Raw genomic sequence first — 16,415 nt, forward strand, 5'->3', positions numbered from 1 at the left:
GGGGTTCTTTCTATATTTTGGAATCGGTCTCACTCTTGATTCTCAGTTTGAACTTGATATGTTTTTAGCATTTCAAGCTCTTCATCTGTCAGTTCACGATATTGACCAAGCTCTAATTCATCATCTAACACTAAAGGTCCCATCTCTGTTCTCTTTAAGTAGACAACTTTTTTCCCTACCGCTTCAAACATACGCTTTACTTGATGGAATTTCCCTTCTGTAATCACAAGTTCAATTTCAGAAACATCGTCGCTTTTCAAAATTGTAAGCGCACCTGGCTTCGTTTCATAACCATCGTCTAGAATAACACCTTTTGCAAACTCTTCGACATCTTTTTCTGTTACAACACCAGCTACATGTGCATAATATTTTTTCGGCACATGCTTTTTCGGAGATAATAACTGATGCGCCAGTTTCCCATCATTTGTTAATAATAGAAAACCTTCTGTATCAATATCAAGTCTTCCAACTGGAAACGGATCAAAGATTGCATCTTCTAATTCTAATAAATCAACAACCGTTTCATGATTATCATCTTCCGTTGCTGAGATAACACCTTGTGGTTTATGCATCATTAAATATACAAACTCTTTATATTCAACAATCTCTCCGTGAATCATAACCTCTTGCTCTTCTACATTCACATGAAATTTCGCATCTTTCACTGGTGTTCCATCAATTTTCACAACGCCGTCTTTCAATAATTTCTTTACCTCTTTTCTACTTCCGTATCCCATATTTGCTAATAACTTATCTAATCTCATCTTCTTCACCTTCTTTATATTTATCATAGAAAAGGGGACGTGTTTTACGCCCCTTTCGATTTCACCTTTATTTTTAATCTACCACCAAGCTTACGTTGAATCTTCGCTAAAGCTTCTCCGCCAAATACTCGTTCTAGTACACCTGTGCGGATTGCTAAATATCCGTAAGTAAGGCCACCAATACTTGCACAAATTACAACGGTAATAAGCGCTCCAATACGGCCATCAGGCGAAATCAGCAAGGATAGAACTCCTTGTGAAAGTTTTACTACAACTACCATTGCAAGTGTTAACACTGCAATTTGGAATGTTCTCTTATATACAACATCGAATGAATAGTGTGCATGTTTTCGAATTTGTTTATTCGTATACAAAATAGAAGCTAGGAATCCAACACCTGTTGCTAAAACAGCTCCAATTGTACCGAAGTAACGAATCAAAATAACATTGCCTAAAAACTTCAAAATAACACCCATGGCAAGTGCAATAATCGCATGTTTTTGTTGATTAATCCCTTGCAGGATAGCCGCAGTTACTGTAAATAAAGCAAATAATAACGCAACCGGTGCATACCACATAAGTACTTGTCCACCTAATGGATCTGCTTCATAAAACGCTGTGTAAATCGGATATGCAAGAATAGAAATACCAACTACCGCAGGTAATGTTAAAAACATATTTGCTTGGAATGTTTGTGTGATTTGTAGTTTTAAATAACGAAATTGCTTTTCTGTAAACGATTTTGTTATTGCTGGAACAAGCGTTAAACTAAATGCTGTCGCAAGCGAAACAGGGATCATAATTAATTTATGCGTCCACATGGTAAAGATACCAAGTGCTCGTTCTGCAATATCACCTTGCCCAATCGCTTGCATAATTGCGTTAAATGTCAGTGTATCAATTTGTTGATATAAAGGAATTGTTAATCCAATTACAACATAAGGAATTGCATATGCAAATAACTCTTTAAATAATTGAACCGTACTTACTGTCGATTCTGGTACAGTTTGTTCAATCAAATATTGATCTAGATGATTTCTGCGTTTTAACCAGTACCAAATTAAAACACCGAGTGCTCCCACTGCTGAAACAAAAGCAGCAAAAGTTGCTACTCCAACTGCTGTCGCTACCGATCCACCTATTACTTTAATGACGATATAACTACCCGCTAATAAAAAGACAATGCGAATAATCTGTTCAATAATTTGCGATACCGTCGTCGGTCCCATTGATTGGTGACCTTGGAAATAACCTCGAATTAAACTTGCTGCTGGTACAACAATAAGTGCAAAACTTACGAGACGAATAATCATCGTAACTTCCTCGACACTACTGTGTACACTTTGTTTACCAAGCATGGCTTCTGCAAATAATGGTGCGGTCATGTAAAGGGCTAAGAAAGAAAGGATTCCCGTTACAATCATCAGAACCATTCCCGAACGGAACATTCTCCGGCTCGTTTTATAATCTCCAAGCGCATTATATTTGGAAACAAACTTTGAAACAGCAAGTGGTACCCCAGCCGTTGCAATACTTAAAAAGATCGTATATGGAATGTATCCATATGTATAGAGCGTTCCGCCTTCTGTGCCAACTAATGCATGAAACGGAAAGACGTAAATCATGCCTAAGAACTTTACTAAAAATGTTCCTAGCGTCACAATAAGCGTTCCGCGCAGAAATTTTGAATCGGACATAAAATAATCCTCCTACATATATATAACGCTGAACTCTAACTTTTGTATTGTACCACACTTTATGAATGAAACAGTACCTCACTGTATTTTTCTTTTCTATGAAAACATGCTATTCTTTTAGGCAGGAAATGTAGAAAATGAGGTCGATATACTATGCATTATGATGTTATTGTCATCGGCGGAGGCCCTTCAGGGTTAATGGCCGCAATCGGTGCTGCTGAAGAAGGTGCACACGTCTTACTTCTTGATAAAGGAAATAAACTAGGACGTAAACTTGCGATTTCTGGTGGTGGTCGCTGCAATGTAACAAACCGCTTACCACTTGATGAAATTGTCAAACATATACCAGGAAACGGTCGCTTTTTATACAGTGCTTTTTCCATCTTTAATAATGAAGATATTATTACATTCTTTGAAAACCTTGGCGTAAAACTAAAAGAAGAAGATCACGGGCGCATGTTCCCTGTATCAAATAAAGCACAATCTGTCGTGGATGCTTTATTAACACGATTACAAGAACTAGGTGTTAAAATACGTACCAATACTCCTGTTGAAACGATAGAATATGAAAATGGACAAACGAAAGCCGTTGTTCTCCAAACAGGCGAAGTTTTGAAAACAAATCATGTTGTTATCGCTGTAGGCGGGAAATCTGTTCCTCACACTGGTTCAACTGGGGACGGTTACGCTTGGGCTGAAAAAGCAGGACATACGATTACAGAACTTTTCCCAACCGAAGTACCCATTACTTCAAATGAACCATTTATTCGTAATCGTACATTGCAAGGACTTGCTTTACGTGATGTAAACTTAAGCGTATTAAATCCAAAAGGGAAAGTTGTCATTTCTCATAAAATGGATATGCTCTTTACCCACTTTGGTATTTCTGGTCCAGCAGCTCTTCGCTGTAGCCAATTCGTCGTAAAAACGATGAAAAAGTTCAAGACAAATACCGTTCAAATGAGCATCGATGCACTGCCAGAAGAAAATAGCGAACAAATCTTCCAGGGCATGATGAAACAAATTAAAGAAGATCCAAAAAAAGGAATCAAAAATATTTTAAAGGGATACGTTCCTGAGCGTTATTTCTTATTCCTATTAGAAAAGAACGAAATTGATGGTAGTCAGCAAGCTGGACAAGTTTCACACGAAAAAATCCGCGCACTTGTGAAAGACTTTAAAGAGTTTACAGTAGCAGTAAACGGCACACAGCCCCTTGACAAAGCGTTCGTTACAGGCGGCGGTGTTTCCGTTAAAGAAATTTATCCGAAAGAAATGGCTTCTAAGCTCATGAATGGCTTATACTTCTGCGGAGAAGTTCTTGATATTCACGGCTATACAGGTGGATATAATATTACTTCTGCTCTTGTTACAGGTCGAATTGCTGGTACAACTGCCGGCCAAAATGTGAAGGCACAGTAGGCAAAAAGAAACAGAGAGGAGATTCTCTCTGTTTCTTTTTTGTTGCTTTATATAGCGTAGTACCTTTATATTTTATAATGTTGAATAATTGTAACAAAGGGGAAAACATATGCGAAAAAAAGTCATGATATCTTTAATGCTAATGACGTTTCTTTCCGCTGTGGAAGGAACGATTGTTAGTACAGCAATCCCCCGCATAACAAGCGACTTATCTGGTGTCGAACTTGTTAGCTGGGTGTATGCAATCTATATGCTAGCAACAGCTGTCTCAACTCCGATTTACGGAAAGCTAGCAGATTTATTCGGAAGAAAAAAAATTCTGCTCATTGGTGCAGGTATCTTTTTAATCGGTTCTGTACTATGCGGAATCGTTACATCGATGGAACAATTAATCGTCTTTCGCGCTCTTCAAGGTATAGGTGCTGGCGCTGTTATGCCAATCACAATGACGATTATCGGTGATTTATATAGCGAAGCAAAAGACCGCGCAAAAGCACAAGGCTGGATGAGCGCTGTTTGGGGTGTTTCAGGTGTTGTAGGACCGTTAGTAGGCGGATTTTTAGTTGACTCTCTTTCTTGGCGCTACATCTTCTTCTTAAACGTTCCATTTGGAATCCTTGCTTGTGTGATGATTGCCACTTCTTATAAAGAGTCGATCAAACCAGCGAAACACCATATCGATTATCCTGGTGCGATTATCTTCTCACTAAGTACAATCGCTTTACTTTACGCACTCTTAACAGGGAGCAGTAAGCAAAACTGGGGGGACATTACAATTATTAGCCTCTTAATCTTTGCAGCTGTTTCATTCATTATTTTCTTATTCGTTGAGAAAAAATCTCCGGAACCATTAATCCCGTTAACACTTTTCTCAAACCGTACATTATCAACAATAAATGTACTAACGCTTATTGCTGGCGCAATGACCATTAGTATTACAATGTACCTTCCAATTTGGAGTCAAGGTGTATTAGGAAAAAATGCTACCGAAGCTGGACTTATTCTCATGCCAGTTCCCGTTATGTGGACATTTGGTGCGATGCTTTCTGGGAATTTAGTTGGTAAGTTGCAAACAAAACAAATCATTTTACTTGGAGCTAGCGTTTTATCAATCGCTACCTTCTTACTATCTATATTATCAACTCATTCACCAGCGTTTCTTATTTATGTTGCAGTCGGACTACTCGGTTTCGGAATGGGACTTATTACACCAATTTATATGATAACCATTCAAGCAGCTGTCCCTGCACATACACGCGGAACAGCAGTCGGCTTAAACACATTTATTAATACATTTAGCCAAACATTAGGTGCTGCAGTCTTCGGAACAATCTTTAATACAATGATTCATGCGCAAGGCATTAAAAACCTTGATCTTGTATCTTCTGGAGGGCACGGTACTAGTGCGAATATAGTAACAGGATCACAAGAGGCACTCGCTACGAGCATACATGTAATCTATATGAGCACTTTCGCACTCGCACTGCTTACGTTATTGATCGTATGGTTTGTTTTAAAGCCTTCTCAAAATAAAGCAGAAGCAACTGAACAGTAAAAAAAAGAGGATGATCGTTCATAACGATCATCCTCTTTACATATATCAACCGCTTCTCATGATATATCGGCGTTTCGACACCATGTAACAATACTTACTCTTCATTTTCCACCACATATTTAAGAATGGACAATTTATTATTCCAAAATTTTTCATAATAGGAAAGCCACTGCTGTAATTCAGCTAACGGCTCAGGTTGCAAACGATACAGCTTTTCTCTCCCAACCTTTCTTCCGCTCACTAACTTTGCTTCTGAAAGAATGTGAAGATGCTTTACTACAGCTGTGCGACTCATCGGAAAATGATCTGTTATTTTAGAAATCGGTAATTCTTGTTGTGTTAATAACCGGAGTACTTCTCGGCGAGTTGGATCAGCAATCGCTTGAAAAACATCATATTTCGCTGCTGATGAGGACACTTATCCTTCAACAACCTTTTTCAGTTTTTCATTTACAATTGCTACCCAGCCGCCCGCCATATTATCGCGGATAACAGAACTTTTCGCGTTCGCTTTCGTAATAATTGCATCTGGATGTTTCCATCCGCCATGAATAAGAGTAAACTCCGTTTTATCCCCTAAATCTTTTAAAATAAACGAAACAACCCAGCCATCTGTATCCCATGAAAAAGATATACGATGAGGCTCATCGATTTCTAATACTTTGCATGGTGATGGGCCAAAAGGTGATTGTACATGAAATTCATGCCCTACTTTTGCTTCAAAGTCATTTGGCATAAACCAAGATGCAATTCCTTCTGCAGTTGATACCGTATTCCACACTTTTTGAATAGGTGCTTCAAAAATAACGGTTTGTGTAATATCTTGCAATGTATTTTGCTGTTCCATATGATATCTCCTTTATTAGGCATTAAAATATAACACCTTTTGGTTTTGTTTTTTATAATATAACACCTTTTGGTTTCACGTCAAGACATGCTATTCAATGTCCGTTGAGAAATTCTCAACATTTTTTCAACAGGACAAACACACTCTCAACATTTCCTCATAATATACTCACAAAGATACATCACATATAGAAACTCCAAACATTATGAAACTCCATCATTTATAATGCGCGGAGAGCAACAAAACATACCTCGCTTGCTTTTAGCCTCTCCTCCTTCCCTCGGGATTAGAAAGCATATCGGTATAAGTAAGATGTGTCTAAGACTCAGAAGAGATATGCCCACAATTTGTATTTAACTATGAGCAGGTAGTCATTTCTCACCTCCTCAACATTTTTAGAAACAATGAATTTTGGAGAGAATTCACTACCTGCTCACTCTTTTTCGCTAAAGGTAGTAAGGAAAAATTTTCATAATAAAATAAAGGGGATGAAAGATATGTTCTATTGCATCAATTGTTCTGAAATTCATCATGAGAAAAATGCGAATGATAAAATATTTAAAAACGGTTTTTATATTGATCCATTTTTAGGTGAACGTTACCATCTTGGCATGTGTAAAAATTTCCAAAACTATGAAACAGAAGAAATCAGTTTATCTATAAAAGAAAATGAAACACCACAATCCATTATGAACGCTTTACCAACCCATGTAATGTCCACTTAAGAGCATAAAAAAGAGCTGGCTCCCCAGCTCTTTTTTATGTTTTATAGACAATCATCGCCGAAAAACAATAAATTTGATTTTCATCATCATTGATGGAGACACCAACTTGATACTTAATATCTACAAGCTGTTCATCATTTATCTTCTTTAAGAATGTATTCACAGCGTCTTCCAAATCTTTTTCATGACTTTCATCAAACATCTTAACGCGAATCATTTTAACACCATCCTAGATCGCAGCCCTCCGCCGCTGAATTATTGCCACGGTGCGTATCTATGATGCGATAAAACTTGCCATTTTCATATATATATCCGTCTTCTAACACATACTGTTTCTCTTCAGTATAGACATAAAACTTCCCTATCATAAATTTACTCGTATATAATTCCAAATAATCTGCTCTAAATTTAGCTACTACTTTATTTGTAATATCAATTTTAATTGTGCGCCCCACCTTCTCTCCCTCCTTTAAAAAGAACGGATTTATGTATATTGTATTAGCGATTTTGCATTTTATGCTTAAAAATAAGTGGATATGCCTCGTATTTTTCCACGAGAGCTTCCCAGAATATCATCCCTTTTTAATTGCGGCCCTTTCAGCAAAATGTGATGTGATTTTCCATCTAAAAATAATATAAAAATCCAAAACAAAAATCATTGACACAGATATAAATCATATGATAATATAATAAATTTGACATTTTTATTCAATTATATTATCATATACATATAGTTACCACATATGGAGGTGGATGATTTGTTTCAAATTGGTGATAAAATTGTTTATCCTATGCACGGCGCGGGAATAATCGAAGCAATTGAGGATAAAGAAGTGTTAGGAAAAACACGTCAGTATTGTGTGATACACATGGTTATTAGCGATATGCAAGTAATGATTCCTATGGACAAAGTAGAAGATTCAGGCATACGTTATGTTGTCGACAAAGATACATTAAACGATGTATTAGTTGACGTTCATAATGGTGAAGGTGACCACTCACTCTCATGGAAACAAAGATATACCATAAATATGGAGAAAATGAAAAACGGAAAGCTTTTAGACGGCGCTGAAGTTGTTCGGGATTTAATCCGTCGTAATAAAGAAAGAGCATTAAATACGAGTGAAAAACAAATGTTAGACAACGCGCGCAGAATTTTAATTAGTGAAGTGACACTCGTGCAAAATGTTTCTGAAAATCAAGCAACTGATTTCCTACAAGTTACCATCGATCATTAATACATGAACTCCTACTTTGCATATACAAATTTAAAATAGCATTTGGCTATTTTTTTTTGCCTAAACAAGAAAAAGATGTCTATTTACAGACATCTTTTTCCTCTATTATTTACCGTTTAACATCGCTAATAGTTTCTCTTGACTATACATCCACACTGTAATGATTAGACAAGCAAGTGCTACTTCTGATAGCGCCATAAATCCAATCGCATAATGACCTGTTAATTGGAATAGTAAAGTTAAGATCAGCGGCGGGAAAAACCCACCTAGTCCGCCTAAAGCTGAAACAAGTCCATTCACAATCCCAGCTTGCTTAGAGAAATACATCGGCACAAGTTTAAAGATTGTCCCATTCCCAGTTCCTGCACACAATGCAACAAGTAAACAACCAAATGTATACACGTTCATACTTGGCATAAACGATAAAATAATACCAGATAGCGTTAAACCTATGAAGACAAAAATTAATATTTTAAATGGATTAAATTTATCACCAAGCCAACCACCAATTGGACGCATTACTGTTGCTAATACAATGAATCCAGCTGTCCGCATGCCCGCATCTACTTTTTCTAATCCAAAGTGAGATACTAAGAAGTTTGGTAAGTATACTGTAAATGCAACAAACGAACCGAAAGTTAAGAAATAGAAAATACATAAGAACCAAAGCTTTTCGTTTTTATACACACCTTTTAACTGTTCCATTAATGGGGTATTCACTTTTCGCTCATTACGATCTCCCAATAAGAAATTTAGAAGTGCAAACAGAGCAAGTAAGATTAAAAAAGATTGTACAGTTGCTCTCCAGCCAAATGAAGTGGCAATTACAGGTGTTAAGAAAGATGTAACTGCTGTTCCTGCGTTACCGATGCCATAGATTCCATTCACAAAGCCATGTCGTTCTTTCGGATAATATTTCGGTAAGGACGTTACACCAACAGAGAACACAGCACCGCCAATCCCTGCAAATAAACCACCAATAATTAAATCCATCATAGAGCTCGCAATGCTAATATAAAAGACAGGGAATAATAAAATAATATAGCTGATAAAGAATAATTTTCTTGCTCCGTATCGATTCGTCCAATACCCAATTGGTATTCGAAGTACCGATCCTAAAATAACGGGTACTGCTGTAACAAGGGAAATTTGTCCTGCCGTTAATGTAATATCTGCTTTGATAAACGGCATTAAAGAAGATAAAATTACCCATACCATAAAACCAATAATAAGATTAAAAGTTTGTAAACCTAATTGAAAATTCAGACTTTTCATCTTTTTCGCCTCCTATATTGCTCAACATTTCACAATATATATTAATTCCCTCCAGTCTAATCACGTAGTTTCGTGATTAGACTGGAAAAAATCAACCACCACTCACTGGTGGGATGAGTGCTACAACATCACCAGCTTGTATTTTATCATCATGATTTGCATACTCTTCATTGATAGCGACCATAATTTGTTCTGAAATTGTTACATGATATTCTTTTGTGATTATCTCTTTCAACTCTGTAACAGTAATGTTTTCGCAATCTATTTTCAGTTCATTTGTCCCTGCTTCTTCTTGCAAATGCGCAAACAGTAATACTCGAATCATTTTCTCATCTCCTTTCCCGGTTCTCCATCTGGATACGGTGTTTTTTCTAACTGATCACCAATCCATGAATCGCCATCTTCCCAAAACTCCTTTTTCCAAATCGGAACAATTTGCTTAATCCGTTCCATGATATATTCATTTGCCTCATAGGCTGCTTTTCGGTGCGGTGTGGATACCGCAACAACAACGGCGATATCAGAAATTTGTAATGTACCGATGCGATGTGTAATCGCAACGTGTGTTCCAGGCCATTGCTCCTTCACTTCAGCACCAATTTTCGCTAGCATTTTCTCTGCCATTGTCTTATAGGCTACGTACTCTAAATATAATGTACGGCGCCCCTTCGTAAATTCTCTAACAGTCCCAATAAAGGTTGTTACAGCACCGCATTCACGGCGAATCACTTTATTTGTTACCTCTTCAATCGAAATAGGTGTATCGATTACTTCATAATACATATATGTCATTTTGCACCCCTTACCACTTCTACGAGCCACTTCATATAAGATTCTTCCTCTGTTATATGAAATGTTTTATATGTTTCTTGCAGGCTTTGTACATCATCCCATGTGATAACGGCCATCACATTCTCCACTTTATTTAATAAAGCAGCATCTTCCATTGAACGAAGGAGAACTACTTTCGGATATGTTTTCGCTTTATAACCTTCTACTAAAATTATATCTACTTCAAAGAATTCATATAAACGAATGATTTCCTCTAAAGACCACTTATCACGAAGAGAAGAAAGGGATAACAACCCTGCTCCTTCTACGCTGCTTACAACCGCTCCAGCATGCCTGTGACGTTCACTATCTTTCTGCGGTACTTCTGGGAAACCGCCATGTCCGTGATGCTTAATTGTAGCAACTTTCATTCCTTCATTAGTCAAAATGCGAACAAATTTTTCCACAAGCGTTGTTTTTCCGCTATTTTGATAACCTACTATTTGTAAGATTGAAGCGGTTCTGCCCATGGCCACTCACTTCCTTGACTCGACTCTAATAATAATACCGACACAGTCATTCCCGCTTCAAACCCTCTTGTTCCTCCTGGCAGAACAATAAAAGCATTGCTATCTGCAAGAGAAGATACTGCGCTTGATTTATCTAAGCCTACTGGCATTGCCTGCAGCACGCCATTTACAATGTTTACTTTCGCCCTTACAAATCGCGTAAATGGATTAGGCTTTGGAAAATCTTTTTGTAAAATTGCATCTGCACGATACGCATGTGGTTCTTTCGCATAAAGATATGTTTGAATGATCGGATGAACGAATAATTCAAATCCTACATAACAAGCGGACGGGTTACCTGATAAGCCAAATAACAGCTTTCCATTTACTTCAGCTACTGTTGTAACACTACCTGGCCGCATTGCAATTTTATTAAATAACACATTTGCATGTAACTTTTCATAAATAGCAGGTAAATAATCATAATCTCCTACCGAAACACCGCCAGTTGTAATTAAAATATCTACTTCATCCATCGCAGATTTCACTGCTTCATAACAAGCATCCAGCTCATCAGCAAGTTGTCCATAATAGCGTACTTTCCCGCCTGCTTTCACAATTTGAGCTGCAATCATATAGGAATTACTATTTCTAATTTTCCCTGGTTCCAGCGGCTCATGTACTTCTAACAATTCGCTCCCTGTTGTAACAATCCCAACTACAGGCTGTTTTACAACCTTTACTGAGCTGTAACCAAAAGTTGCCAATAGCGCCGCTACACCTGGATTAATCACTGTACCTTTTGCCACAAGGACTTGGTTTTGTTTTATATCTTCTCCTCGAAATGAAACATTGTCACCATTTGCAAAAGGGCGCTTTAGCTTCATATATGTCTTTCCGTTTTTCTTACATCCTTCTGTTAGCTCTAACATCACGACCGCATTACAATCTTCTGGAATAGCTGCCCCTGTCATAATCCGAACCGCCTCAAAAGCCTTCACTTCTTCTTTAAAAACAGAGCCAGCTCCAATTTCCCCTATTACTTCAAATTCAATCGGATGATCTTGGCTTGCTTCTTTTGTATCTTCCGCTCGAATCGCAAAACCATCATATGGAGAGCGGTCAAAATGCGGAACATCGTGATCTGCTACAACATCTTCTCCAAGAACTCTTCCATAACTTTCGATAATCGAAACCTCTTCATTTTCACCTTGCTGAGCATATTTCATAACCCTCTCCACTGCTTCAGCTACTGGAATTGGTACTCGTTTTTCTAACATCTTTTTCACCCCATGTTTGCAAAATATCACATCTTGATTACACTTTATATTGTACAATGCTAATCATACTAGCAATTACTTCAAGGAGGAATTCCATGTCTTCATTCACTCATTTTAATGACCAAGGCCGTGCCAAAATGGTCGACATAAGCGATAAAAAGGTGACAGTGCGTACCGCAATTGCTTGCTCTAGCATCCTTGTTACAAAAGAAATTTATGATAAAATCTCCCGTAATGAAATTGGCAAAGGCGATGTATTAGCCGTCGCACAAATCGCCGGTATTATGGCTGCCAAGCGCACTTCTGACATTATTCCAATGTGCCATCCTTTACTTCTAAAAGGAGTAGACGTCTCCTTCGACTGGGAATTAGCGAAAGAACAATATCGTTTACTCATTGAAGTAAAAGTCAAAACAGAAGGTAGCACCGGTGTTGAAATGGAAGCTCTAACAGCTGCTTCTGCAACCGCCCTTACCGTGTATGATATGTGTAAAGCTGTCGATAAAGGAATGATTATTGGCGAAACATATTTACTTGAGAAAACAGGCGGGAAAAGTGGAGATTATGTTAGAAATCCACACTCCTAACGCAATCCCCTGAACCTAAAGGAGCTTCCTTTAGGTTCAGCCTATATATCTTGCATATAATCGCTTCGCTACTTTCATATCATTCGTTCCATGAATAAATGCCCTACCATCCGTAAATAAAACAAAACGATATTCCTCAATCGGAAATGATAATAAATATGGTGTCGTTTGTACATCCACGCTTTTTTGTAAGCGTTTTTTCACTTCTTCTAGATTAAGAGATTGCGATATTCCTGGACGGATTTGAACCGTATTTCGTCCGCATAACACTTCCGTTTTCATCTGTGATTCAAATGTTAAACTCGGATACGTACGCAGTTTTCCGCAAGATGGACATGTACCTTTTTTCTGTCGATTTACTTTAAACGCCATATGCTGATTGTTCCAAATATCAAATGATAGCATCGTCTCACGAAGCGAACCGAAATCTTCTACTAATATTTTTAAAGCCTCCGTCACCTGATGTGCAACCACCATTTGGACAGCTGGCTGTATAATTCCTGCCGTATCACATGTCGCCCCGCTTGTCGGATGCTCCATCAAACAACGGAAACACGGCGTTTTCCCTGGAAGAATTGTATAGGTGACTCCGTAACTACCAACACACCCTCCATAGATCCAAGGAATATTATATTTTTGCGAAATATCATTAATGAGAAGACGCGTATCAAAATTATCAGTCGCATCTAATATCAAATCTACATTTTTAATTAATTCTTCCATTTCTTGCATTGTTACATCTGTTACAACTGGTATAATTTCCACTTCAGAATTAATCTTTCTTAAATGTTCTGCCGCTGCAATTGCTTTCGGCTTGTACTGTTTTGCATCTTCCTCTGTATATAACTGCTGCCGCTGTAAATTACTCCACTCAACATAATCACGATCCACAATCGTCAGTTTTCCAATTCCAGCCCGAACAACCGCTTCTGCATTTGCAGCCCCGAGTGCACCAGCACCGATAATAAGCACATGCTTCTCTCTTATCTTCCTTTGTCCGTTCTCACCAACACCTGAAAATAATATTTGTCTTGAATAACGTTCCTGCAATGCGGCTCCCCCTTTCTTATCCTCCAATATAAGACATTTCAATTTTTGGACGATTTCTCGCACTTTCTTCAGTCCGTTCATCTGAATACCGATCTTTTCGATATTTCCATATATCTTGTAATACCTTTAATAAGTCCGAATCAGATATATCTTTCCTAAGTAAATTCCTTAAATCCGTACCTTCTGTAGCAAACAAACAAGTATAAAACTTACCGTCTGCTGAAATCCGTGCTCTCGTACAAGAAGAACAGAAAGACTCAGACACCGAAGTGATAAATCCAACTTCTGCATCACTGCCTACATAGCGGTAACGTTTGGCAACTTCTCCAAAGTAATGAGGTTCAGCAGGCTCAATTGGATATACTTGACCGATTTTCTCAATCAATTCTTGTTTCGTAATGACCTGTTCAAAATTCCATCCATTTGTACTTCCAACATCCATAAATTCAATAAAGCGAAGTGGAATTTCTTGTTCTTTAAAATAAGCGGCCATCGGAAGAATTTGGCTATCATTCATTCCCTTTTTTATAACCATATTTACCTTTACTTCGAGCCCTGCTTCTTTTGCGGCTGCGATTCCTTTTAGCACAGGTTTTGTACTAATATTTCGGCCATTGATTTTACGAAACACATCATCTTCTATCGCATCTAAACTAACATTCACTCGGTGTAATCCTGCTTCTTTTAACGCTTTTGCTTGTTTCGTTAAGTGAATACCATTTGTCGTTAGTCCAATATCCGTTAAGCCATCAAGCTTCACAAGACGTGCAATGAGTTTTGTTAAATCTTTACGTAGTAATGGTTCACCGCCCGTAAGCCTGATTTTCTTTACGCCCATACCTACAAATAATTTTGCTAGTCTTTCAATTTCGTCAAAGGTAAGCAAAAACTCTTCTTGTAAAAATGCATAATCCGGTCCAAACACTTCAGCCGGCATACAATAAGTACACCTGAAATTACAACGATCAATGACAGAGATGCGTAAATCTTGAAGTGGGCGCCCTAAAGAATCTCTAACTTTCTCGTGCATCATCACCCCTCCTTTTCTGCTAAATTCATATCTGCCTTCATTCTATTATAATATATTTTTAAACTGCGATGTTTTTACTCAGTCTCTTTATTCACTTTCCATGTTTTTTATTTGCCTTCATGATAATAAACGAAAACAATATATGTTGTGATATTTCTCACATCATCTATGCCATTCAACATTTCTTCACAAATCTGTTCGTATTTTGTTCACATTGTTATGAAAAAGCTCGATACCTAACCCATTACAAAAAATGTGCAATCTAAGCTGTACCTTTTTACTGCTTTTGATCCACTTGTATTTGCGTTCGATATTCATCACCCCACTCACGCATAAGTGTAATAATTGGCGTAAGGGATTTTCCGAACTTTGTTAAAGAATACTCCACTTTTGGCGGAACTTCTTTATATACCTCCCGATGAATTACACCTGCAGCCTCGAGCTCTCGCAACTGTCTTGTCAACATACGCTGCGTAATGCCAGGCATTAATCGTAAAAATTGATTAAAACGAATTTCTTCCGCATTCATTAAATGAAACAAAATAACCCCTTTCCATTTCCCCCCAATTACATCTAGTGTTAATTCTACCGAACAACGATATATTTCTTCATTTTTCATTTCATCACTCTCCATTAGTATACAAATTGATACTATATGCTAAAAATGTGCGTACTTACATCATTCATTGTACTACTGTAGAATCTATTTTGTAATCAACTTACTATAAAGTGAAACTTTAATAAGTGGGGTTTTCTTCATCCCCCACTTATTATTAGTTGAACCAATCGGGCTTTTACGGGCAGTTTATCTCCCACCTAACTTCTTTGTTTTTGCCGAATTTTGAGGTGGGGGTATTACTGCCCGTTAATACGGGATAAAAAAGCAAATTACGAAAAGGCGGTTATATAAATGGAACATACAAAAGAAGAAATTTTAAAAGCTTATTACTTTAGACATGCGTGTAAAGAATTCGATGTAAATAAAAAAATCTCTGATGAAGATTTTCATTTCATTTTAGAAACAGGTCGACTTTCTCCAAGTTCATTTGGCTTTGAACCTTGGAAGTTTGTTGTGATTCAAAACCAAGAACTGCGCAATAAACTACTACCTGTAGCATGGGGCGCTCAAAAACAATTACCAACAGCAAGTCACTTTATAGTCATATTAGCTCGTAAAAAAGAAGAGATGCTTTATAACTCTTCCTATATTTCAAACTTCATGGAAAATATTCAGCAGCTTCCCGAGGAAGTTGTAACAATGAAACGCGGCTTTTATAAGGAGTTTCAAGAATCTGATTTTCAATTATTAGAAAGCGACCGTGCAATGTTCGATTGGGCTTCTAAACAAACATACATCGCTCTTGGTAATATGATGACGGCAGCTGCTCAGATTGGTATCGATTCTTGTCCGATCGAGGGCTTCCATCAAGAAAAAGTTACTGCGATTTTAAAAGAAGAAGGCATTATTTCAGATGATGCATTTGGCATCTCTGTTCTTGCTGCTTTTGGTTATCGCGCGGAAGAACCAAAACATAATAAAACTCGTCAAACAATGGATAAAGTTGTGGAATGGATTAAATAGATAAACGCCTTCCCTATTCATAATAGGATTAAAAGATGTCTACAAAAGACCATAGCCATCAAGTTAACAAAAATACCCCAGAT

20 protein-coding genes are annotated in these 16,415 nt (G+C 37.5%); 6 read left to right on the forward strand and 14 right to left on the reverse strand.

Annotation, left to right across the window (positions count from 1 at the left end; translation table 11 throughout):
* Window positions 1-29: 29 nt before the first annotated feature.
* Together V7183_RS00185 and V7183_RS00190 are read right to left on the reverse strand one after the other, a co-directional pair.
* The gene (locus V7183_RS00185) at window positions 30-764 is read right to left on the reverse strand and encodes a pseudouridine synthase (protein ID WP_097898014.1); all 735 of its coding nucleotides are present in this window, start codon (window positions 762-764) and stop codon (window positions 30-32) included.
* A gap of 44 nt (window positions 765-808) precedes the next feature.
* Complete coding sequence (locus V7183_RS00190) at window positions 809-2,461, reverse strand: putative polysaccharide biosynthesis protein (RefSeq protein WP_335358343.1); 1,653 nt, start codon at window positions 2,459-2,461, stop codon at window positions 809-811.
* A gap of 153 nt (window positions 2,462-2,614) precedes the next feature.
* Between V7183_RS00190 and V7183_RS00195 the strand changes: the two genes are divergently transcribed.
* The gene (locus V7183_RS00195) at window positions 2,615-3,883 is read left to right on the forward strand and encodes an NAD(P)/FAD-dependent oxidoreductase (protein WP_335358344.1); all 1,269 of its coding nucleotides are present in this window, start codon (window positions 2,615-2,617) and stop codon (window positions 3,881-3,883) included.
* Between the two features lie 109 nt (window positions 3,884-3,992).
* Window positions 3,993-5,438 carry an MDR family MFS transporter gene (locus tag V7183_RS00200; protein ID WP_097898017.1) on the forward strand — a complete coding sequence of 482 codons (1,446 nt, stop codon included), beginning with the start codon at window positions 3,993-3,995 and terminating at the stop codon, window positions 5,436-5,438.
* A 94-nt stretch (window positions 5,439-5,532) separates the two neighbouring features.
* On the opposite strand, the gene V7183_RS00205 is transcribed toward V7183_RS00200, so the two are convergent.
* Both V7183_RS00205 and V7183_RS00210 read right to left on the reverse strand, forming a co-directional pair.
* Window positions 5,533-5,856, reverse strand: a complete 324-nt coding sequence (locus V7183_RS00205; RefSeq protein ID WP_097898018.1) for an ArsR/SmtB family transcription factor — start codon at window positions 5,854-5,856, stop codon at window positions 5,533-5,535.
* Window positions 5,857-6,285, reverse strand: coding sequence for an SRPBCC family protein (locus V7183_RS00210; RefSeq protein WP_097898019.1), 429 nt, complete (start codon window positions 6,283-6,285; stop codon window positions 5,857-5,859).
* Between the two features lie 488 nt (window positions 6,286-6,773).
* Between V7183_RS00210 and V7183_RS00215 the strand changes: the two genes are divergently transcribed.
* Window positions 6,774-7,010: a DUF3973 domain-containing protein gene (locus V7183_RS00215; RefSeq protein ID WP_097898020.1), complete on the forward strand. Its 237-nt coding sequence runs from the start codon at window positions 6,774-6,776 to the stop codon at window positions 7,008-7,010.
* Between the two features lie 34 nt (window positions 7,011-7,044).
* Here the strand turns inward: V7183_RS00215 and V7183_RS00220 are convergent, their stop codons facing one another.
* Both V7183_RS00220 and V7183_RS00225 read right to left on the reverse strand, forming a co-directional pair.
* Entirely contained in the window at window positions 7,045-7,227 is a 183-nt protein-coding gene (locus V7183_RS00220; protein ID WP_097898021.1) for a sporulation protein Cse60, read from the reverse strand.
* Window position 7,228: 1 nt separating this feature from the next.
* Entirely contained in the window at window positions 7,229-7,465 is a 237-nt protein-coding gene (locus tag V7183_RS00225; protein ID WP_097898022.1) for a DUF2553 family protein, read from the reverse strand.
* 288 nt (window positions 7,466-7,753) lie between these two features.
* Between V7183_RS00225 and V7183_RS00230 the strand changes: the two genes are divergently transcribed.
* Window positions 7,754-8,248, forward strand: a complete 495-nt coding sequence (locus V7183_RS00230) for a CarD family transcriptional regulator (RefSeq protein ID WP_097898023.1) — start codon at window positions 7,754-7,756, stop codon at window positions 8,246-8,248.
* A 105-nt stretch (window positions 8,249-8,353) separates the two neighbouring features.
* Here the strand turns inward: V7183_RS00230 and V7183_RS00235 are convergent, their stop codons facing one another.
* From V7183_RS00235 to V7183_RS00255, 5 genes are all read right to left on the reverse strand, one after another.
* The gene (locus V7183_RS00235; RefSeq protein WP_335358345.1) at window positions 8,354-9,523 is read right to left on the reverse strand and encodes a nitrate/nitrite transporter; all 1,170 of its coding nucleotides are present in this window, start codon (window positions 9,521-9,523) and stop codon (window positions 8,354-8,356) included.
* 91 nt (window positions 9,524-9,614) lie between these two features.
* On the reverse strand, window positions 9,615-9,848 hold the full coding sequence (moaD, locus tag V7183_RS00240) for a molybdopterin converting factor subunit 1 (RefSeq protein WP_335358346.1): 234 nt from the start codon (window positions 9,846-9,848) through the stop codon (window positions 9,615-9,617).
* Window positions 9,845-10,315 carry a molybdenum cofactor biosynthesis protein MoaE gene (locus tag V7183_RS00245; RefSeq protein WP_335358347.1) on the reverse strand — a complete coding sequence of 157 codons (471 nt, stop codon included), beginning with the start codon at window positions 10,313-10,315 and terminating at the stop codon, window positions 9,845-9,847. The genes moaD and V7183_RS00245 overlap by 4 nt, the downstream gene beginning before the upstream one ends.
* Window positions 10,312-10,830: a molybdopterin-guanine dinucleotide biosynthesis protein B gene (gene mobB, locus V7183_RS00250; RefSeq protein WP_335358348.1), complete on the reverse strand. Its 519-nt coding sequence runs from the start codon at window positions 10,828-10,830 to the stop codon at window positions 10,312-10,314. Before mobB ends, V7183_RS00245 begins: the two co-directional genes overlap by 4 nt.
* Complete coding sequence (locus V7183_RS00255) at window positions 10,794-12,083, reverse strand: molybdopterin molybdotransferase MoeA (protein ID WP_097898028.1); 1,290 nt, start codon at window positions 12,081-12,083, stop codon at window positions 10,794-10,796. Before V7183_RS00255 ends, mobB begins: the two co-directional genes overlap by 37 nt.
* A 95-nt stretch (window positions 12,084-12,178) precedes the next feature.
* Between V7183_RS00255 and moaC the strand changes: the two genes are divergently transcribed.
* Complete coding sequence (gene moaC / locus V7183_RS00260; RefSeq protein WP_097898029.1) at window positions 12,179-12,670, forward strand: cyclic pyranopterin monophosphate synthase MoaC; 492 nt, start codon at window positions 12,179-12,181, stop codon at window positions 12,668-12,670.
* A gap of 36 nt (window positions 12,671-12,706) precedes the next feature.
* Here moaC and V7183_RS00265 read toward each other — a convergent pair whose 3' ends face one another.
* The 3 genes from V7183_RS00265 to V7183_RS00275 form a co-directional block, all read right to left on the reverse strand.
* Window positions 12,707-13,720, reverse strand: a complete 1,014-nt coding sequence (locus V7183_RS00265) for a molybdopterin-synthase adenylyltransferase MoeB (RefSeq protein WP_097898030.1) — start codon at window positions 13,718-13,720, stop codon at window positions 12,707-12,709.
* A 16-nt stretch (window positions 13,721-13,736) separates the two neighbouring features.
* On the reverse strand, window positions 13,737-14,750 hold the full coding sequence (moaA, locus tag V7183_RS00270; RefSeq protein ID WP_097898031.1) for a GTP 3',8-cyclase MoaA: 1,014 nt from the start codon (window positions 14,748-14,750) through the stop codon (window positions 13,737-13,739).
* Window positions 14,751-15,027: 277 nt separating this feature from the next.
* Window positions 15,028-15,384, reverse strand: coding sequence for a winged helix-turn-helix transcriptional regulator (locus tag V7183_RS00275; RefSeq protein WP_438825141.1), 357 nt, complete (start codon window positions 15,382-15,384; stop codon window positions 15,028-15,030).
* A gap of 276 nt (window positions 15,385-15,660) precedes the next feature.
* On the opposite strand from V7183_RS00275, the gene V7183_RS00280 reads away from it, so the two are divergent.
* Window positions 15,661-16,332 (forward strand): NAD(P)H-dependent oxidoreductase, encoded by a 672-nt coding sequence (locus V7183_RS00280; protein WP_335358350.1) that lies wholly within the window; start codon window positions 15,661-15,663, stop codon window positions 16,330-16,332.
* The last annotated feature ends 83 nt before the right edge of the window (window positions 16,333-16,415 follow it).

The organism is Bacillus sp. JJ1127 (assembly GCF_036965845.1).
In the GTDB taxonomy this organism is placed as follows: domain Bacteria; phylum Bacillota; class Bacilli; order Bacillales; family Bacillaceae_G; genus Bacillus_A.